Origin of the sequence: uncultured Erythrobacter sp., from assembly GCF_947492365.1 — a bacterium.
Classification (GTDB): domain Bacteria; phylum Pseudomonadota; class Alphaproteobacteria; order Sphingomonadales; family Sphingomonadaceae; genus Erythrobacter.
This window is the reverse complement of the sequence record NZ_CANLMB010000001.1, coordinates 199,139-218,866: the sequence shown is the minus strand read 5'-3', so window position 1 is coordinate 218,866 and position 19,728 is coordinate 199,139. Positions and strand designations below refer to the sequence as shown.

Here is a 19,728-nt window from a genome sequence, read left to right as displayed (position 1 = left end):
CGAAGGGCCGTACTTCACTTCGAAGCAGAAGGACGATGCTTCGACAAGCTCAGCATGAGCGGGTTGGAAGGTGGTTTGCCAATGCGCACGTTTGACCACTTCCTCGCGATCGACTGGTCAGGCGCAAAGGGTGAGCGGCACAAAGGCATCGCGCTCGCCATCGCCGAGGCTGCGGGAGGCCCGCCGGTGCTGGTCGAGCCCCCGCAAGGCGGCTGGGCGCGCGGTGAAGTCATGGGGCTGCTGCGCGACGATCTGCCTGCCAACACGCTGGTCGGCGCCGATCTGGGGATCAGCCTGCCGTTCAACGATTGCGGTGCCTTCTTCCCCGGCTGGGATCGCTCCCCCAGTCATGCAAAGAAACTGTGGGCGCTGGTTGACGAGATTTGCGCAGACGATCCGCATCTCGGCGCGCAAAGCTTTGTCACCCACCCTGAGGCTTCACGCTATTTCCGCCACGCGAAGAGCGATGAGGGCGAGCACTTCCACCTTCCGCAAGCGATCACCCGCGAGGGGCGTTTCCGCGAGGCTGAAATTGCTCAGCGCCGGATGAAGTGCCGTCCGGTCTCGAACTTCAACCTCGTAGGCGCGGCGCAGGTGGGCAAGAGCTCGCTCACCGGAATGCGGATGCTGCATCAATTGCAAGGGCACCTGCCGGTTTGGCCGATGGACCCGGTGCCGGGCAGGATGATCACCAAGGGCGGATCAATGCTGGCCGAAATCTACACCGGCCTCGCCTCGAAAGAGGCCGCAACGCTGAGCGGATCGCGCACCAAACTGCTGACCTATGGCGACCTCAATGTCGCGCTGGAGGCACTCGGCAGCCCGCCCGTGCGCCAATATGGCGAGGTCGACGACCACTCCTCCGACGCGCTGCTAACCGCCGCATGGCTGCGCAAGGCGGCGGGTGAGAAGAGACGCTGGGAGCCGCGCTTTCTGACGGCGGAGATAGCCTGGACCGAGGGTTGGACGTTCGGGGCGCTTTAGTTTTGCGAAGGCGCCTCCGCGCCTTCGTCCTCGCTAGACGTGCGGCAAGCCGCACCCGCTGCGGGAGAGCAGTCGCCCTTTGACTGCCGTGACCAAGAACCGATGAGAGCTATCTACCGTGTCGCGGAGCAAGGCCTGCGACTAGCAGGCCGCGAGCGCACGCGCGCGAGCCGCAGGTGCCCGACCGAGCGAAGCGAGGGAGGAATAGCACCGAGGACGCTCCCACGGAGGTGGGAGCGAAAAGCAAACAAATCCTCTCAATCTACCGATTGAGAGGAAACCGGTCCCGTCGTTCTTTCCTGTATCCGGTCTGGCGCAGGTCATCGAGCATCGCCTGACGGCGGCGGTCGGTCTCGTTTGTGATCGGCAGCGGTTCGCGTTCGGCCGGGCGTGGCTCTTCTGGCGGCGCGCCTTTGGGATCAGCATGGTTGAGCATGTTGATCACTTCCATATTCTTGTCCCGCACCATGCCGGGTATCAGCGCAAGGTCGATCAGCAACCACGGGATCAGGACAAGCCAGCCAATGAACGAAATTAGCAGAATGAGCTGCGCAACGCCCGAGGCGGTATTGCCGGTGTAGAACCGGTGCACGCCAAAACCGCCGAGCAACAACCACAGCAGATAGGCAATGCCCACCGACTTGCGATTGCTTTCAAACACCATCTGCTTGCGAAAATTGTCGTCCACCACCGGTCCCTTTCGTTAGCTCTAAGATGTATCTTTGCGCGCTCCAATTCAAGGCCCGTTTCGCCTCCTTCGACAAAGCGCTGATAATCTCCGGCGAATTTGAAGAAACAGGGTCTGGACAATACACGCTGTTTGCGGCTAGCGGGCGCTCTCGCTGGAAACAGCGCGAAACGGGATAGCCGGCTTAGCTCAGTTGGTAGAGCAGTTGATTTGTAATCATCAGGCCGCGGGTTCGACTCCTGCAGCCGGCACCGTTTTTTGTTTTCGCCCTCAGACGCCGGGCGCGGCCCCTCCGGGCCGCTTGGCTTCGCCGCATAAGCGGCGGCGCGCGGTCGCGCTTGCGACGCCTGCGGCGTCGAACCATTCCAAGCCATCTGTCACGCGCCTAGAACTTGGTGCTAGTTACCGGCTTGGTCGCAGAGCACGGCGCGTAGCGCCGCAAGGCCGACTGGCCGCCCGCAGCGGGTGCGGCTTGCCGCACGTCTAGCGAGGACGCACCCGCGGAGGCGGGTGCGCAAGACAAAAAGCGCGCGCAAACAAAAGACTCCGGCCCCAAGCTCCACACCACTTGAGCATCACTCTCCCTTCCGCTAGCCAGTTGCAAAATACAACTGACTGGGAGGCCCACATGTTCGACAATCCACTCACCCTGCCGTGCGGCGCTACTTTGCCGAACCGCTTTGCCAAGGCGGCGATGACCGAGGGGTTGGCGACGCCTGATGGCCGACCTACGCCTGAACTTGAGCGGCTCTATGGCATCTGGTCCGATGGCGGTGCGGGTATGCTGCTTTCGGGCAATATCATCATCGACAAGGACCATCTGGAACGCCCCGGCAATGTCGTGATCGACCGCGAGCCCGATGCAGACATGGCCGCGCGGCTCGCGAGCTGGGCCAAGGCGGCGACGCGCGGCGGCAACCATTTCTGGGCGCAGCTCAGCCACGGCGGACGCCAGACTCAGAAGCTGGTGAACCCCGATCCCAAATCCTCTTCCGACGTCGCGCTAGACCTGCCCGGAGGCCAGTTCGGCAAGCCCTCCCCGCTCACAGTCGAAGAGATCGCAGACCTGGTGCAGCGCTGGGCCACCGCCTCGAAAGCTTGCAAGGATGCAGGCTTCACCGGCGTGCAGATCCACGGCGCGCATGGCTATCTGATCTCGCAATTCCTCTCCCCGCGGGTGAACCTGCGCACGGACGAATATGGCGGCAGTCTTGAGAACCGCGCGCGAATTCTGCGCGAAATTGTGCAGGCAGCGCGCGCCGCCGTCGGCCCCGACTTCCCGATCTCGGTCAAGCTCAACAGCGCCGATTTCCAAAAGGGCGGCTTTGCGTTCGAAGACTCGCTCCAAGTGGTCAAATGGCTGGAGGAAGACAGCGTCGACCTGATCGAGATTTCGGGCGGCACTTACGAACAGCCCAAGCTGATGGGCGTCGAAGGCGCAGAGGAAGAGGAGGTGCAGAACGTCGCCCCCTCCACCGCCGCGCGTGAGGCCTATTTCGTCGATTTCGCCAAGGCGATGCAGGCGCATGTCAATGTGCCGCTGATGGTCACGGGCGGCTTTCGCACCCGCGGCGCGATGGAGCAGGCGCTGGAAAGCGGCGCGGCGGATGTGATCGGGCTGGGCCGCCCGCTCTGCGTAGTGACCGACGCCCCCAAACAGCTGATCGAGGGGCGCAAAGACCTGCCGCGTTACGAGGATGACCTCGATCTCATCCCCGCATGGCTGGGCTTCTTGAAGCGCTTCCAGATCATGAAAGCGATCAACGGATTTGCGGGGATTTACTGGTTCTATCAGCAGATCTGGATGCTCGGCCATGAAGGGCGCACGGACGACCAGTTCTCGGTCTTCAGGGCCTTTCGTCTGGTCGAGGCTCGCAACAAGGATATCATGGCGCGAAGAGGGTAAGAAAAAGGGACCGACCACGCGAAGTGGTCGGTCCCTGTTTTCTGACGCTGCGGCGCCGGTTTTGTGACTTCGCTTAGAAAGCGAGGCGCATGGTGGCGCGGCCTGCGTGACCGTCATAACCATCGGCGAAGTCGCCGAGATAGCCCAGACCGATCGAGAAGTTGGGCGACACATCAACCGTCGCGCCCGCTGCCAGTTCGAAGCGGTTATCTTCGCGCGTCGGCAGAGCAACGGTGAAGTTGCCCAGCTCAGCCGAAGTCAGGTTGAAGTTGCGCGCATCGTCGCCGAGATCGTGGATCCCTGTGCCGCTGACAAAGGCGCGAACCATGCCAAACTGACCGGCAAGCTCGATCCCGCCACGCAGCTCGGTGAACTCCGCATCGTCGCGGACCACGCCAAAGCCAAAGCCGCCGGTTTCTGTTGCATTGTCAAAGCTGATCTTCGCCCCGTTAATGCCGACAAACGGCGTGACCGAGGTCTGGTCGCCGCCCAGCAGGTCATAACCGGCCGTCGCGCTATAGGCCCAGCCATCGAAGTCGAAGGCCGAGTTGATCGGTCCGAGCACACCATTGCGGCCGGTCTCGACTTCACCTGTCAGGTAGGCGACTTCGCCGTTGAGGAAGCCGCGTTCCATGAAGGTGACGCCGCCATAGACGCCGAACTTCATGCTTTCGATCTCGGTCTCGCCGCGCTCGATACCGCCTGACAGATCGTCATTCTCGATATCGGCATAGCTGGCGAGCAGGCCGATGCGGGCAGTCTCACCCACGGCAAAATCGCCGCCAATGGTGAAGATTTTCTGCTCGCTCTCATAGCCGCCGGCAGACGGGCTGACCGCGTCCTGCTCTGCGCCGCGCACAGTGATCTCGCCCCAAACGCCGGTGCCTTCACCCGAAAGGTGACGGGTGAGCGCCTGGCTTGCCGCATTCGAGCTTTCGAAGATCTCACGGCCTGCGCCTTCGCTCAGCGAGGGCAATGCGTCGAGCGCAGCGCCTTCAAGAGCGGCGGCGTCCGGCAGATCGTTGAGCAGGTCAAAATTGGCCGTGCTGATCGTGCCAGCTGTCACCGCGCCGCTCAAAGCGGAACCGAACGTCACGACATTGGGATCAGCCGAAGTGACCAGCGGATCAGCCGCGCTGACCTGCACCGACAGCGAACCGAAGACCGGCGTGTAATCGATCAGCAGATCGTCATCGAGGATCGTGATGGTCGCGCCGTTATCGGTGAAGGTCGTGCCTTCCTGAAGCACCAGAACCGTCTGGCCGAGCAAAGCTGCATCAAGCGGGGTTTCGATCACCACTTCGCCGGTATTCTCCAGCGTCATCGCGCCGGTCGAAGTCAGCGTATCGACGCCAAGGCCGAGCGTGACCTGACCGTCAACCACCACATCGCCTTGAAGCGTGCGGTCGCCGCTGATGCGTGCGCCGTTGATGGAGGTGTTTTCAAACCCGCTCAGATTGTCGGAATCCAGCGTTCCGCCCAGCAATGCGGTGTCTGTGCCGTCGCCGCCAAAGATCGAGCCTGCAATGCTGGAGCTTGTGCCGGAGAGGACGAAAGTGTCATCGCCAAGGCCCAGATCAACATCGCCGCTGGTCGAACCGCCAGCAGCTTGCTCGAAACTGTCAGCGCCGTCGCCCAGTGCGACAGCAGTGCCACCGGTGCCAGTGATCGAACCGGAGTTCACCACCGTTTGCGCATCGCCTTCGCCGGCAATGCCGGTTACGCCGCTGATCGAGCCGCTATTGCTGGCAGTCGCGCTGCCGGCAAAGCGAACGCCGTCGCTATTGCCCGAGGTAACGCTGCCCGAATTGGTGAAGTCAGCCGCGCCGCCAATGTCGAACCCGCGCGCCAGATCAGCCGAAACCGAACCGCTATTGTTGACGGTCGCATCGCCGGTCACGGTCACGCCCTGCGCGCCGTCACCCGATGTTGCGATATCGCCAGCATTGGTCACGCTGCCATTGCCCAACACAACCACGCCGCCCGCATTGACGCCGGACGTCGTCACCGCACTGCCCGCGCCGAAGTCGATCACCGAATTGTCCTGCGCAATCACCGCGATGGAATCGTCGCCCACAGTGGTGATCGAACCGGTTCCGGAAAGGCTTGAATTGTCGCCCATATTGACGCCGACCGAGGATGCACCCGCTGTGCTGATCGAGCCATTATTGACTACAGTCGCATCGTCGAGAGCATCGACGGCAAAGGAGAAGTCGCTGCTGGTCGAAACGCTGCCATCATTGTTGACGGTGCCGCCATTTAGCAGCGAGATGGCAAAGCTGCCCTCGCCATTGGCGATAAGCGATCCGCCTGCATTGTTGTTGACCGTGACGTTGTCGCCCGCACCGAACACCGCGAAGGATTGCTCGCCATCGGTGGCGACAGCGCCGCTATTGTTCAGCGTGCTGCCGGTGCCGAGCACCACAGCGTCAGAGAAGTCATTGCCTTCGGTCGAAATCGTGTCGCTGTTGGTCACAGTCGAACTCGCGCCAACCGATACGCCCACAGCGGTGCGTCCGGTGGTTGCGATCAGCGAGGAGTTGTTCACGCTGGAATTGTCGCCCAGCGCGATTGCGGTGAGGTTGTCGCCCAAAGTGACGATGTTGCCGCTATTCGTAACGCTCGAACCTGCGCCTGCCGTGACGGCAGAGGCTTGATCGCCAAAGGTCTGGATCAGGCCGGCATTGTCGACGGTCACCGCATTGACGCCTTCGACCCCGTGGCTGCCGCCATTGCTGGTGATGATAGAGCCGGTCACTGAATTGGTCACAGTGGCCGTATCGCCAAAGGCAAGGATAGCCGAAGAGCCTGCTCCGTCGGTCTGGATCAGCCCGTTATTGGTAACGCTGCTACCGGTGGAAAGGCCGATCGCATCCGCATTCTGGCCGGTTGTATAGACGATGCCATTGACGGTTACGGCCGTGTTGTCCTCGGTCTCGATACCGAGCGCGAGGCTACCGCTCGTCTGGATAAAACCGTCAACCGTGACGTTCGAATTCTCGCCGATGAGCAAGCCGCTGCCGAACTGCCCCGTCGTCACAATCGCGCCAGCGACAGTCCCGTCGACCGCGCCGGTGATGATGATCGAATCCTGAACCACTGCGCCGTCCTGCACATCAAGGCCAAGCGGATTGCCCGAAACGTCGAAAAAGCCATCCGCATCGGTGCCCGGTGCGCAGACAACCACGCCTGCGGTGATCGCGCATTCTTCTGCATTGGCAGGGACGCTCGGCGCGGTCGGCGTCGGCGGGGAGCCCACTGGCGGCGGAGCCGATTGCGCAAACGCTGCGCCGGAGAGGCCGACAGTCAGGGCAAGCACCGAAGCGCTGCCGATTGCACGAAACTTCGTCGAAGCGGAGATGGTCATGTAAAGCCTTTCGAGTGGCATTGGGGGATTAGATTCTGACGCCGGGCCGCGTTGCGCGCATGAATTCACGCGAGCAGGTGCGACCCTTCGAAGGCCGTGATTATGCAGACACTGTTACCGGAAAGTGAACCGCGATCTTGCGCGGATTTCGATAAATTAACTAAGTATTTTACCGGGTTAGCAAGGATTGAGGGGCGCGGATTTCAGGCCCAAATGCCCGTTGGAAAGGCTTTGTAAAGCAGCCTTTTCGCTCAGCCTCTACCTCGGTAGGAGGCCACTCCCTGGTCAGGCACCCACAGGCCTTCGGGCGCTGCACCGCTTTGCCAGAAAACATCGATCGGAATGCCGCCGCGCGGGTACCAATATCCGCCAATCCTTAACCACTTGGGCCGCATTTCTTCGCAAAGGCGTTGCCCAATTCCCACAGTTACGTCCTCATGGAAGCCGTTGTGATTGCGGAAACTTCCCAGGAACAGCTTTAAGCTCTTCGACTCGACGATGGTCTCATCTGGAGCATAGTCGATCACGAGATGGGCAAAGTCGGGCTGGCCGGTCACCGGGCAAAGCGAGGTAAACTCGGGCGCGGCGAAGCGCACCAGATAGAGCGCCCCGGCGCGCGGATTGGGCACGTAATCAAGCTGCGCTTCCTCGGGCGAAGCGGGAAGCGGGGTGTCTTTGCCCAAAAAGGCGGGTTCGTGCGAGCCTTGTGTGCTTTCCATGCCGCGCTGTTGCCGCGAAAGCGGGTGACTTGCAAGCGAGGAACTGGACGCAGGCTCTATGTGTTCTATGGAGATAGGATAGTAATTTTCCGGTGTGGTGCGTCTCCCTACGGGCGCTCAATCGCCGGTTCAGGCACCAGCTTTCAAATGTTCAAACGCATGATGCGCGCCCCGAAACCGACTTTTGCGATCCAGAAGAACCCGCCTGTGCGGGGCCTGATGCGCGTGCTGCTTGCGTCGAGTGCGGCATTGGCGATCGCGCAACCGCTTGCGGCCCAAAGTTCAGGCGGCGGATTTTCGCTCCCGCAGCCTTCGCCCACGCCTACGCCAGCGCCGCAAGGTCCGGTGGATGAACGCGCCGGAGTGCAGATCGGGCCGCGGATTATCCGCCAGACGCCCACTCCGACGCCGGTTCCCACGCCCACTGCGGCACCTGCGCCCGTAACAACGCCTGCTCCAACGCCGACGCCGACACCCGCTGCGACGCGGACAGCCGCGCCATCGCCCGCGCCGAGCGCGTCGCGGCCCGCAGCAACGCGGCCTGCCACCCGGACAGCAACGCCAACACCCTCTCCAACGCCTGCGCAAACGACCACACGCACCGCCCCCGCACCAATCGACACTCAACCCGGCGCAGGTGCGGCTATCCCGCTGGACCGCGCTGCTCCGGGCTTCGAGACAATCCCCGGCCCTGACGAGCCCTTGCCCGAGATTGGCCCCGATGGCTGGTATGACGTCTCTCCGCAGGGCGAGACCGACGGAGCACCGGCAAGCGACTTTGTTCCCGCCAGCGGCGCGGGTGACTTTGCCGCGATACAGGCCGCTGCCCGGCGCAATCAGATGATGATTGGGATCGCGCTGCTCTTCCTGATCGGTGCGACGCTGGGGATGCTGATCTGGCGGCGCAAACGGCGCGAGTCCGAGCAATTGACCGGCGACGGCATGTCGCTTGCGCGCGGGGTCAGCCGCGCCATCGCAGGGCAAATGGCCGCGCCGCTTGGCGATCTGGTCGGTGATGAGGATGAGGCCGAAACGTCTATGCCCCGCGCCGCTCCGGCACCCGCGCCCGCCCCCCCTGCGTCGCCGCTGCCGCCGCCCCACGTTGCCGAACCGGAAACAGAGCCTCAACCAGGGCCCGACCCTGTCGCTGCTCCCATAGCCTCGCCAGACTTGCCCGAACCCGATTTCGGCATCGCAGCTGCCGCGCGGCCGCCGGTCCGGCTCGATCTCGGCGTCGAGATCGGCAATGCAACGCGCAGCCTGATGATGTTCGCGGTCGATTTTCGGATCGATATCGCCAACCGTTCAGACCATGCCGCGCGCGATCTTGTTGTTTCGGCAAAGCTCGCCTGCGCACAGCGCGGTGTCTCGATTACCGCGCCGATTGCAGGGATGCAGCCGGTGGGCCAGATCGAACGGATTGGCCCGCATCAGAGCCACCGCCTCACCTGTCAGCTGCAATTGCCGCTGAGCGAAGTAACCGCGATGCGGCAGGGCGCAACGCCGCTGTTCATCCCGCTGCTGCACGTCACGATTGAGGGCGCGGGCCAGAACGCCCGACTGAGCAGCTTTGTTATCGGCTCACCAAGCGCGGCGAGCCATGGGCGGGTCCACCCGCTGCCGCTCGACGGACCTCCGGGCGGCATACCGGGCCTGCGCGCGCAGCTGATCAAAGCACCGCTGGGCGAAGGCAACGCTGCGGCAGAACCGGCATGATCCGGCCCGAGTGAGCACGCGGGCTTGGCGTGATCCGCGCACCGCGCTAGCACGCAAGAATGGCCGCTCCATCCAACAACCTCGTCACAACCCATTGGCTCGCTGACAAACTCGGCAGCGCAAACGTCGCGGTCCTCGATGCCTCGCGCCATTTGCCTGCTGCAAAGCGCGATCCGCGTGCCGAGTTTGAAGCGGGGCATATTCCCAGCGCGCGTTTCCTCGATCTGGCCAGCTGGTGCGACACCACTTCCGAAGTTCCCGCTGCGCTCCCCAATGCAGCGCAGGTAGCCGAGCGGCTGGCCGCGCTGGGTGTGACCGCGGATGCGACCATCATCCTCTACGACGATAGCGGGGTGAAGACCGCTGCTCGCGCATGGTTCACCCTGCGCGCGCATGGCGTGGAGAATGTCGCCATCCTCGATGGCGGGCTGACCAAATGGCGCGCCGACGGCCTGCCGCTGGAGAGCGGCACTGCCGATATTGATCCTGCGCCCGCCGCGCAGCTTCCCGCCGCTCAAAACGTCGTGTTCAAGACTGACATGCTCGCCAATATAGAAAGCTGCGCGCATCAAGTGCTCGATGCACGCGGGGCCGACCGCGTCTTTGGCCTCGGCATTGACCCGGTCCATGGCGGGCAGAACGGGCGCATCCCCGGCTCGCTCAACCTGCCCTTTGGCGAAGTCTTCACCGCTGACGGAACATTCAAATCGCCCACCGAATTGCGCGAGACCTTCGCAGCGGCAGGTGTCGATCCTTCCCGCCCGCTCATCACCACATGCGGCAGCGGTGTGACCGCCTGTGTGCTCCTGTTCGCCGCGCATCTGGCAGGCATCACGGACACAAAGCTCTATGACGGCAGCTGGATGGAATGGGAGAGCGATCCCGACATGCCCAAGAAACAAGGTCCCGCATGAGCGACGATAAGAAGCCTTCCACCCGCATCACCCATGCCGGACGCCGCAAGGAATGGACCGGCGCGGTTGTGAACCCGCCGGTCTGGCGCGCCTCTACCCACCTCTACGAAAACGAAGCCGCGCGCAAAGCCGCCACCGGATCGAACAAGGATGGTGATTTTTTCTACGGCAGACGCGGCGCTCCTACGCAGTGGGCGCTGGCCGAGGCTCTGACCGAGATCGAAGACGGCGCGCATGGCACGGTGCTCTATCCAAGCGGCGTCGCGGCGATTGCGGGCTGCCTTCTGGCGGTGCTGAGACCCGGCGATCATCTGCTGATGAGCGACAATTCCTACGACCCCAGCCGCGCGATGGCGACGGGCCTGCTCAAGCGGATGGGGATCACGCACAGCTTCTTCGACCCGCTCGACATCGCTGCATTCGAGGCCCTGGTGGCCAAAACCGCCCCGCGCGCGGTGTGGTTTGAAAGCCCCGGCAGCCTCACCATGGAAGTCTGCGACATCCCCGCCCTCACCGCGATTACCCGCGCTGCCAAGGCGGTGAGCTTGCTCGACAACACCTGGGCGAGCGCGCTGGGCTTTGCCGGACTGACGCATGGCTGCGACATCGTGATGCAGAGCCTGTCGAAGCATGTCGGCGGGCATTCGGACCTGATGATGGGTTCGGCGAGCGCGGGCGAGCGCTGGTACCGCGCGCTGAGGCGCACTTCGCAGGAACTGGGGCAGGTTGTCTCGCCCGACGATGCGGCGCTCGCTTCGCGCGGTCTCAGGACAATGGCGGTGCGTCTGGAACATTCGACACAGAGCGCGGCGCGGATTGCGCGCTGGCTTGAGGAACAGCCGCAGATTGCCAAGGTCATGTGCCCAATGCTGCCAAGCGATCCGGGCCACGTTGTGTGGAAGCGCGATTTCACCGGCGGCTGCGGGTTGTTCAGCTTCGCGCTTGCCAGCGACGACCCTGATGCCAGCGGACAGCTTGCCGATGCGCTCGAACTGTTCGGGATCGGCTATAGCTGGGGCGGGTTTGAGAGCCTTGCTCTGCCCGTTTTCCCCAAGGATTACCGCGAGGTGATGGAAGCAGGCCCGGTAGGCTCCGGGGGTAGCGCGCGGCCCATGCTTCGCCTATCCATCGGCCTTGAAGACGCAGACGACCTGATCGCGGACCTTGCGGCAGGGCTCTCACAATTGGACCAGACATGACCGCAAGCACCGGCGCCCTGCCCGCAGATGTAACCGAAGCCGAGGATCCGGCTGCCCCGGAAGGCACGGAGAGCGAAGGCGCTGAAGGCGAGGCTGTATCTGCAGAGGAAGCCGCGCCGGTCGAAGCCGAACCCGAAGCGCCGGTAGAGGCCATCGAAGCGTCACAAGAGCTGGTCGAAGGAGTCGGCGCCAAGAACGAAACCGCCGGAGCGGTGCTGCAAGCCCTTAACGACGCCGCAATTGACTTCGGCATGGTGCGGATATCGCTGCTCGACGTGCTGCTGGTGATCGGTGTGATCCTGCTGGTAATGACCGCCGCGTGGATGGCCACAAGGCTGAGCCGCAGCGTCATCCGCCGGATCACGCGCTTCGACAGCACCCAGCAATTGCTCGCCGAAAAGCTCAGCACAATCGCGATCTGGGCCTTCGCGTTTCTCGTCGCAATCGACATGCTGGGGATCGACCTCACCGCGCTGGCCTTCTTTGGCGGCGCCTTCGGTCTGGCCATCGGTTTCGGCCTGCAAAAGACCTTCGGCAACCTCATCTCCGGCATCCTCCTGCTGCTCGACAAGTCGATCAAGCCGGGCGATGTGATCTCTGTCACCGATCAGGCGGGGAACGAGGCTATCGGGCAAATCCGCAAGATCGGCATCCGCGCGATTTCGGTCATCACGCGTGACCAGACCGAGCATCTGATCCCGAATGAGAACCTGATGATCAATCAGGTGGTCAACTGGTCCTACAGCTCGAAAGATGTGCGCGTGAAGGCGCCGGTCGGTGTCTCATACGACAGCGATCTCGATCTGGTGTCGGAGCTGCTTTACAAGGCCGCTGAAGACACGCCGCGCGTGCTCGAACGCCCCAATCCGCGCGTCAATCTGATGGGCTTTGGCGACAATTCAGTCGATTTCGAGCTGCGTTTCTGGATTCGCGACCCCGAGGAAGGCATCGCCAATATCCGCAGCGACGTCTATCTGCGCATCTGGCGATTGTTCAAAGAGAACGAGATCGAAATCCCCTATCCGCAGCGCGATTTGCACCTGCGTTCGTCCAAACAGCTCGATCAGCTGGTCGAGCTGATGAGCGCGGGCAAGACCTGAACCGTCTTCATAGGCGCGGGCCGCAATAGCTTTGCTTAGCCCCTGCAAATCCATTCTCGCTGGCGAGCGGGCAAGGCTTCGACCATTTCGGGGCTATGAAAACTGGCACCATCTATCTTGTCGGCGCAGGCCCGGGTGATCCCGACCTGCTGACATTGCGCGCCGCGCGGCTGATCGAGCGCGCACCTGTCATCGTCCATGACGGTCTTGTCAGCGCCGATATCCTCGCCCTCGCCTCACCGGATGCTGAGTTGATCTCGGTCGCAAAGCGCCGTGCGCACCACACTTTGCCGCAAGACCAGATCAACGCATTGCTGGTGCGCGAAGCCCTCGCCGGGCATGACGTTGTGCGCCTGAAAGGCGGCGATCCGCTGATCTTCGGACGCGGCGGTGAAGAGGCCGAGGATGCGCGCGCTGCGGGCGTTCCGATCGAGATCGTGCCGGGCATTTCCGCTGCCAACGGAGCCGCTGCTGCCGCGCAAATCGCCCTCACCCACCGCGATGCAGCAAGCATTGTCAGCTTTGTCGCGGGCCAGTGCAAAGGACTGTCGGACCAGAACTGGTCTGGCCTTGCCGGAAAGGGCCGCACGCTGGTGATCTATATGGGCGTCAAAACCGCCCCGCAGATCGCCGAAAAGCTGATGGCAGACGGCCTCGCGCCCGACATGCCCTTGGCCGTGATCGAGAACGCCGCGCGCCCTGAAATGCGCGTTGTGCGCGGGATGCTCGCAGGGCTTCCCGATTTGGTCGAGCAAGAAGCGATCAAGAGCCCTGCCTTAATTGTTATCGGCGATGTCACCGCGCGCGGCACCGGCGCAATCGCTCAGGTCGCCCAAAAGGCGCAAACAACACAGGCAGCGCTATGAAAATCCTCACAGGCAACGATCTGAAGAGCGGCGCGGTCATCTGGTGGGACGGCACCAATTGGTCGCTCTATGTCGATGCAGCCGCCGATGTCGGCGATCAAGGCCCCGAAATCATGGCCCGCGAAGAGGCGCTGCGCCGCGTCAACGTCCCCTACATTATCGAGGCGGAGCAGACCGCAGAGGGCGTGCGCCCCGCTCATATCAAGGACCGCATCCGCGCGCTCGGCCCCACGGTGCGCGCCGATTTGACGCTCAAACCCAAAGACCCCGAAGCGATTGACTGGGTAATCTGATGTATAAATACGACAATTACGATCAGGCCATGGTCGATGCGCGCGTGGAGGAATTCCGCGATCAGGCGCGTCGCCGGCTCGAAGGCAAGCTGACCGAAGACCAGTTCAAGCCACTGCGGCTGATGAACGGCCTCTATCTTCAGCTGCACGCCTATATGCTGCGCGTCGCGATCCCCTATGGCACTCTGAACAGCGAACAGATGACCGCCTTGGCCGATATCGCCGACAAATATGACCGCGGCTATGGCCACTTCACCACGCGCCAGAACCTGCAATATAACTGGATCAAGCTGGAGGATGCCGCAGACATTCTCGCCGACCTTGCCAGGGTCGAGATGCATGCGATCCAGACCAGCGGGAACTGCATCCGCAACATCTCGTCCGATCATTTCGCAGGGGCCTCGCATGACGAGTTGGTCGATCCGCGCCCCTATGCCGAACTGCTGCGCCAATGGTCGAGCTTCCATCCCGAATTCACATATCTGCCGCGCAAGTTCAAGATCGCGGTGATCGCTAGCTCGAAAGACCGCGCGGCGATGCGGCTGCACGACATTGGCATCCAGATCGTCGAACAGTCGGGTGAGCTTGGCGCGCGCTTCTTTGTCGGTGGCGGCATGGGACGCACGCCCATGATCGCGCCGATGATCCGCGACTTTGTCCCGCTCGATCAGCTGATCACCTATGCCGAGGCGTGCCTGCGCGTTTACAACCGCTATGGACGGCGCGACAACAAGTACAAGGCGCGGATCAAGATCCTCGTCCACGAGTTGGGCAAGGGCGAATACACCAGCCAGGTCGAGGAAGAATTCGCGCATTTGCTCAGCCAAGGCATCGAGCCACCGCGCGAGGAGCTGGAGCGGATCAAGCCGTTCTTTGCCGATCCGGCCTTCGCAGACGGAGCCAAGCAAGTTGACCGCTCCGACCCAGACTTTGCGCTGTGGGTCGACCGCAACACCAATCGCCACAAGCATGATGCCTATGTCAGCGCGGTGATCTCGCTGAAGCCGGTCGGCGGCATTCCCGGCGATGCGACGGGCGACCAGATGCGACTGATGGCGCAGCTGGCCAAGCAATACAGCTTTGACGAACTGCGCATCATGCACACCCAGAATGTTGTCCTGCCACATGTGAGGATTGAAGACCTGCATGCTCTGTGGACCGAGCTCGATGCGGCTGGCCTTGGCTCGCCCAATATGGACTCGATCGAGGATATGATCGCCTGCCCTGGCCTCGACTATTGCGCGCTCGCCAATGCCCGCTCGATCCCGCTCGCACAGCGCATTTCCGAACGCTTCGATGCGAGCGGCAAGACCGGCAGGCTGGGCGAGTTGAAGCTCAAAATCTCCGGCTGCATCAATGCCTGCGGGCACCACCATGCGGGCCATATCGGCATCCTTGGGGTCGACCGCAAAGGCGTTGAAAACTATCAGCTTTCATTAGGCGGCAGCGAGGCGGAAGACGTCTCCCTCGCCAAGATCACCGGCCCCGGCTTTACCGAGGACGGCGTGATCGAAGCGGTCGAGAAAGTCACCGATGTCTATCTCGATCGGCGGGAGGGTGAGGAGCGCTTCCTCGACACATACAGACGCATCGGCATGGAGCCGTTCAAGGAGGCGCTTTATGGATAATTCCGACCTCGGAACCAGCCCCGACGAAGTGCAATTCCGCTTCCGCGACGACGAGCCTGCCGATCACGGCACGGTCACCGTCGATGCATGCTGCGACCAGACCAACGCCACCGCTGTCCGGATCGAGCCGGGTGACGATGCACGCGAACTCTTGCCATTTCTCGACCGGCTCGCGCTGATCGAGGTCAACTTCCCGACCTTCGGCGACGGGCGCGGCTATTCCTCTGCCCGCATCCTGCGCGAAGCGGGATACACCGGCGAATTGCGCGCAGTTGGCGATCTGGGCGTGGACCAGCTCAGCCATATGCGCCGCTGCGGTTTTGACGCCTTTGCCCCCGACCAGACGCTCGACGAAGAAGATGCGCGCCGCGCCTTTTCAACCTGGGACAATGTCTACCAGCGCACGACCGATGGGCGACGCACGATTCAGGAAATCCGCCACGGAGCGGGCGCCGGAGCAGACCAATGAACGAAGTGCGCAAGATCGACCGGCTCGACGCCAGCCCGCGCTTTTCTGAGCATGACGCGGTGCGGCTCAACCGCATGTTCCGCGGCTCCTCGACGCTCGAAATGCTCGAAGGAGTAATCAAGGGCAATCTGGCGGGCGATATTGCGATTGTGTCCAGCTTTGGCGCGGAAAGCGCGGTGCTGCTGCACCTTGTCGCGCAGGTTGATCCCAACATCCCTGTCCTGTTCCTCGACACCGGCAAACACTTTGCCGAGACGCTCGAATATCGCGACCTGGTGGCGGAGAAAATCGGCCTGACCAATCTGCAAATCCTGACGCCTGATCCCGATGATCTTGCCACGAAGGACGAGACGGGCCTGCGCTGGTCCTACGATCCCGATGGCTGCTGCGAGATCCGCAAGGTGAAGCCGCTTGCGAAGGCGCTCGACCGGTTCGATGCGAGTTTTACCGGACGCAAATCGTTCCAGTCCTCGACCCGCGCGAACCTGCCGCGTTTCGAAGTGGACACGTCAGACGCCGCCGGACGCCTCAAGATCAATCCGCTGATCGACTGGAGCGCGGACGAAATCGCGGACTATTTCAAGGCGCACGATCTGCCTGCACACCCGCTGGTCGCCAAAGGCTTCCCGTCGATTGGCTGCGAGCCCTGCACCCACAAAGTCGCACCGGGCGAAGACCCGCGCTCGGGCCGCTGGAAGGGTTGGGACAAGACCGAATGCGGCATCCACAAGCCGGGCGAGGAACCGTTCCTCTAAGGCGCTAATACCAGCCTTCGGCCTCGTACCATTGCGCGGTTTGCTTGAGGCCTTCCTCACCACCGATCTGCGGCTGCCAGATGTCGAGCGGCACGGCTCTGTCCGAGCGCGCGACCCAGTTGGGATGGAGCATATAGCCAACGCGGTCTGCGGTCAGCTTGGCCTTGTCACCACGCAGCAGCTTGTCGGCTTTTGCTGCGACTTTCAGCACTCCGGCAGGCAGGTTGAGCGCGAGCACCGAGCTTTTGCCAACCGCGCGACCGATGGCCTGCCCCATCTCCTTATGCGACCAGCCACCTTCGCGGCCATCATCGGGTTCGTAGATAGTTTTCAGCCCCTTGCGGCCCGCGAGTGCCAGCAACAGCCGCGCCAGATCGCTCACATGGATGATCGACGTCGCGCCTTTGGGCGGCAGCGGGACGAGGCCGAAACGCGCCGAGCGGAACAGTTCGAACATGTCATTGTCGCGCGGGCCATAGACGGCAGGTGGGCGCACGATGGTCCAGTCGAGGCCGCTCGCTTGCACCAGCTCCTCGGCGCGCGCTTTGGAAGCTCCGTAGAGCGATAAATCCGGTTCGCGCGCGGAGAGCGAGGAGACGAAGACGAAGCGCTTCACCTTGGCTGCTTTCGCCGCTGCGATTGCGTTGGCGGTGCCGGTAACATTGGCGGTCTCGAACAGCGCCGGATCAGGCGTGTTGGTGAGGCCCGCAATGTGGATCACCGCATCCGCGCCTTGGCACAGCTCCACCAGAGCGGACTCGTCAGACAGGGTGCCTGCAACCCATTCGACGCCTTCGCGTGGACCTTGCGGCTTGCGTGTCAGCGCGCGGACCTGATGGCCCGCATCCAACGCCTCATCCAGCGTCGCCGCACCGACAAAGCCGGTTGCGCCGGTGATCGCGTAGACGCTCACGAATGCACCATATGATCGCGGTGTACGACAGCCGCGCGCGGGACATAGCCCAATTCGGCCTCCTGCTCACCCTGCTTCAGCCCCGCAATCGCGCGGCATTCAGCGGCGGAATATTCGACCAGCCCTTGCCCCAGCCGCTCGCCCTTCGGCCCGTGCAGGCTCACAAGCGCTCCGCGATCAAACTCGCCTTCCACTTCGGTGAGGCCCGCCGCAAGCAGGCTCGCACCTCCCGACAAAGCTTCGACGCAGCCTGCGTCAACGGTCAGCACACCTTCGGGGGCGAGCCTCCCGCCAAGCCAGCTCTTGCGCGCATTGTCGCTGCGAACGGGGAGGAAAACCGTCCCGCGCCCTGACTTTATCGCACCAGAAATCGCATGATCGCCCGTGCCATTGATGATCGCCAAGGTGATGCCTGCGCGTTCGGCAATACGCGCGGCCTGAAGTTTCGCCTTCATCCCGCCAGAGCCTAGCCCCGACCCCGATTCCTCGCCCGCCATTGCGATCACTTCAGGCGTAACGCCTTCGACCCGCTCGATCAGTTTCGCGTCGGGGTCGGAGGGCGCGCGGTCATAAAGGCCGTCGACATCCGACAGCAGCAACACGCCTTGCGCATTCGCCGCCTGCGCGACCCGCGCTGCGAGCCTGTCATTGTCGCCGAAACGGATTTCCTCTGTCGCAACGCTGTCATTCTCGTTGACCACCGGCACCACGCCCTCTTCGAGCAAGCGGTCGAGCGTAGCCGCCGCGTTGAGATAGCGCCGCCGGTCTTCGAGATCGCCAATTGTCACTAGCATTTGCGCAGCGGTGATGCCGTGCTCACCCAGCGCCTCGCCCCACAATTGCGCCAGCGCGACCTGCCCGACAGAGGCGGCTGCCTGCGCATCGGCAAGGCTCGCGCGGCCGCCTTTGGGAAGGCCTAGTTTCGCTGCGCCCAGCGCAATCGCTCCCGAGCTGACAACGATGATCTGCGTGCCGCCTGCCCCCAATTTGGCAATGTCCTTGGCCAGCGTCGCAAGCCGCGAAAGAGCAGGCGCGCCATTCTCGACCAGCAGCGCGCTGCCGATCTTGACCACCAGCCGCCCCGCCGAACCGATCTGATCTATCGAAGTGATCGCCATGGCATCAGATCGGCGACCATTCGCCGCCATCCTCGTCGACCTCTTCGACTTCAACCGTGTTGGTTTCGGTCGAGGTGCGGTCGGGCAGATAGCTAAGCACCGCGTCCATCAATTGCTCGATCCCCGCGCCGGTCGCGCCGGAGACGGCAAAGACCTCGTCCGCGCCCGCCGCAATCAATTCCTCGGAGAAGGCATCGCCCAGTTCCTTGTCCGCAAGGTCGAGCTTGTTGAGCGCGACCAGTTGCGGCTTGCCCTCCAGCCCTGCGCCGTAAGCTTCCAGCTCCTCGCGCACGACGCGCATCGCTTGGACCGGATCATCGCCGGCAATGTCGATCAGGTGGATCAGCACCCGGCAACGCTCGATATGGCCAAGGAACCGGTCGCCGATCCCTGCGCCATCAGCTGCGCCCTCAATAAGTCCGGGAATGTCCGCCAGCACAAATTCGCGCGCCTTGTGGCGGACCACGCCCAGCTTGGGCACCAAAGTGGTGAAGGCATAGTCGCCCACCTTCGCCTGCGCATTCGAGACCGCGTTGATAAAGGTCGATTTGCCCGCATTGGGCAGGCCGACAAGGCCCACGTCAGCGAGCAGTTTCAGCCGCAGCCACACCCACATCTCTTCGCCCGGTTCACCCGGCTGATGCTGGCGCGGGGCGCGGTTGGTGGAGCTTTTGTAAGAGGCATTGCCGCGCCCGCCCATCCCGCCTTCGAGAAAGACGATGCGCTGGCCCACTTCGGTAAAGTCGGCGAGCACCTCTTCCTTGTCCTCGGAAAGAACCTGCGTGCCCACCGGCACCTTCACCACCAAGTCATCAGCGCCTCCGCCGGTCCGGTCACGGCCCTGGCCGTGATTGCCGCGCTTGGCCTTGAAGTGCTGGGCGTAGCGGAAGTCGATCAGGGTGTTGAGCCCCTGCACCGCTTCGAACACGATGTCGCCGCCCTTGCCGCCATTGCCGCCATCGGGTCCGCCATATTCGACGTATTTCTCGCGCCGGAACGAGACCGCACCCGGTCCGCCCCCGCCTGATTTGAGATAGATTTTGGCCTGATCGAGGAAATGCATGAGGCTCCCCTATGCATTTCCTCGACAGAT

The 19,728-nt window shown here is 62.8% G+C and carries 17 protein-coding genes and 1 tRNA gene; 12 read left to right on the top strand and 6 right to left on the bottom strand.

From position 1 onward, the window contains the following. Nucleotides 1-81 precede the first annotated feature (81 nt). Complete coding sequence (locus Q0887_RS01010; RefSeq protein WP_299191581.1) at nucleotides 82-984, top strand: hypothetical protein; 903 nt, start codon at nucleotides 82-84, stop codon at nucleotides 982-984. Nucleotides 985-1,246: 262 nt separating this feature from the next. Here Q0887_RS01010 and Q0887_RS01005 read toward each other — a convergent pair whose 3' ends face one another. Continuing rightward, entirely contained in the window at nucleotides 1,247-1,672 is a 426-nt protein-coding gene (locus Q0887_RS01005) for an NINE protein (protein WP_299191579.1), read from the bottom strand. Nucleotides 1,673-1,850: 178 nt separating this feature from the next. Between Q0887_RS01005 and Q0887_RS01000 the strand changes: the two genes are divergently transcribed. After that, nucleotides 1,851-1,923, top strand: a tRNA-Thr gene (locus Q0887_RS01000). A gap of 377 nt (nucleotides 1,924-2,300) precedes the next feature. Continuing rightward, on the top strand, nucleotides 2,301-3,578 hold the full coding sequence (locus Q0887_RS00995; RefSeq protein ID WP_299191578.1) for an NADH:flavin oxidoreductase/NADH oxidase family protein: 1,278 nt from the start codon (nucleotides 2,301-2,303) through the stop codon (nucleotides 3,576-3,578). A 73-nt stretch (nucleotides 3,579-3,651) separates the two neighbouring features. On the opposite strand, the gene Q0887_RS00990 is transcribed toward Q0887_RS00995, so the two are convergent. Both Q0887_RS00990 and queF read right to left on the bottom strand, forming a co-directional pair. Then, nucleotides 3,652-6,945 (bottom strand): autotransporter domain-containing protein, encoded by a 3,294-nt coding sequence (locus tag Q0887_RS00990; RefSeq protein ID WP_299191576.1) that lies wholly within the window; start codon nucleotides 6,943-6,945, stop codon nucleotides 3,652-3,654. 251 nt (nucleotides 6,946-7,196) lie between these two features. Continuing rightward, a complete protein-coding gene (queF, locus tag Q0887_RS00985; RefSeq protein ID WP_299191574.1) occupies nucleotides 7,197-7,664 on the bottom strand; it encodes a preQ(1) synthase in 468 nt (155 codons plus the stop codon). A gap of 147 nt (nucleotides 7,665-7,811) precedes the next feature. Here queF and Q0887_RS00980 point away from each other — a divergent pair, with 147 nt between their 5' ends. From Q0887_RS00980 to Q0887_RS00940, 9 genes are all read left to right on the top strand, one after another. After that, a complete protein-coding gene (locus Q0887_RS00980; protein WP_299191572.1) occupies nucleotides 7,812-9,380 on the top strand; it encodes a hypothetical protein in 1,569 nt (522 codons plus the stop codon). 59 nt (nucleotides 9,381-9,439) lie between these two features. After that, nucleotides 9,440-10,294, top strand: coding sequence for a sulfurtransferase (locus Q0887_RS00975; protein ID WP_299191570.1), 855 nt, complete (start codon nucleotides 9,440-9,442; stop codon nucleotides 10,292-10,294). Beyond that, a complete protein-coding gene (gene metC / locus Q0887_RS00970; protein ID WP_299191568.1) occupies nucleotides 10,291-11,493 on the top strand; it encodes a cystathionine beta-lyase in 1,203 nt (400 codons plus the stop codon). The genes Q0887_RS00975 and metC overlap by 4 nt, the downstream gene beginning before the upstream one ends. Next, nucleotides 11,490-12,593: a mechanosensitive ion channel domain-containing protein gene (locus tag Q0887_RS00965; protein ID WP_299191566.1), complete on the top strand. Its 1,104-nt coding sequence runs from the start codon at nucleotides 11,490-11,492 to the stop codon at nucleotides 12,591-12,593. The genes metC and Q0887_RS00965 overlap by 4 nt, the downstream gene beginning before the upstream one ends. A gap of 95 nt (nucleotides 12,594-12,688) precedes the next feature. Continuing rightward, on the top strand, nucleotides 12,689-13,459 hold the full coding sequence (gene cobA / locus Q0887_RS00960; RefSeq protein ID WP_299191564.1) for a uroporphyrinogen-III C-methyltransferase: 771 nt from the start codon (nucleotides 12,689-12,691) through the stop codon (nucleotides 13,457-13,459). Continuing rightward, nucleotides 13,456-13,752 (top strand): DUF2849 domain-containing protein, encoded by a 297-nt coding sequence (locus tag Q0887_RS00955; RefSeq protein ID WP_299191562.1) that lies wholly within the window; start codon nucleotides 13,456-13,458, stop codon nucleotides 13,750-13,752. Before cobA ends, Q0887_RS00955 begins: the two co-directional genes overlap by 4 nt. Then, nucleotides 13,752-15,380, top strand: coding sequence for a nitrite/sulfite reductase (locus tag Q0887_RS00950; RefSeq protein ID WP_299191560.1), 1,629 nt, complete (start codon nucleotides 13,752-13,754; stop codon nucleotides 15,378-15,380). Before Q0887_RS00955 ends, Q0887_RS00950 begins: the two co-directional genes overlap by 1 nt. After that, a complete protein-coding gene (locus Q0887_RS00945; protein WP_299191558.1) occupies nucleotides 15,373-15,849 on the top strand; it encodes a DUF934 domain-containing protein in 477 nt (158 codons plus the stop codon). The genes Q0887_RS00950 and Q0887_RS00945 overlap by 8 nt, the downstream gene beginning before the upstream one ends. Continuing rightward, nucleotides 15,846-16,604 carry a phosphoadenylyl-sulfate reductase gene (locus Q0887_RS00940; RefSeq protein ID WP_299191556.1) on the top strand — a complete coding sequence of 253 codons (759 nt, stop codon included), beginning with the start codon at nucleotides 15,846-15,848 and terminating at the stop codon, nucleotides 16,602-16,604. Before Q0887_RS00945 ends, Q0887_RS00940 begins: the two co-directional genes overlap by 4 nt. 4 nt (nucleotides 16,605-16,608) lie before the next feature. Here Q0887_RS00940 and Q0887_RS00935 read toward each other — a convergent pair whose 3' ends face one another. Genes Q0887_RS00935 through obgE form a run of 3 tightly spaced genes read right to left on the bottom strand, consistent with a single transcriptional unit; the run spans nucleotide 16,609 to nucleotide 19,698 of the window. Continuing rightward, on the bottom strand, nucleotides 16,609-17,517 hold the full coding sequence (locus tag Q0887_RS00935) for an NAD(P)-dependent oxidoreductase (RefSeq protein WP_299191554.1): 909 nt from the start codon (nucleotides 17,515-17,517) through the stop codon (nucleotides 16,609-16,611). Further along, nucleotides 17,514-18,635: a glutamate 5-kinase gene (gene proB / locus Q0887_RS00930; protein ID WP_299195155.1), complete on the bottom strand. Its 1,122-nt coding sequence runs from the start codon at nucleotides 18,633-18,635 to the stop codon at nucleotides 17,514-17,516. Before proB ends, Q0887_RS00935 begins: the two co-directional genes overlap by 4 nt. Nucleotides 18,636-18,639: 4 nt before the next feature. Then, the gene (obgE, locus tag Q0887_RS00925; RefSeq protein ID WP_299191552.1) at nucleotides 18,640-19,698 is read right to left on the bottom strand and encodes a GTPase ObgE; all 1,059 of its coding nucleotides are present in this window, start codon (nucleotides 19,696-19,698) and stop codon (nucleotides 18,640-18,642) included. Nucleotides 19,699-19,728: the final 30 nt, after the last annotated feature.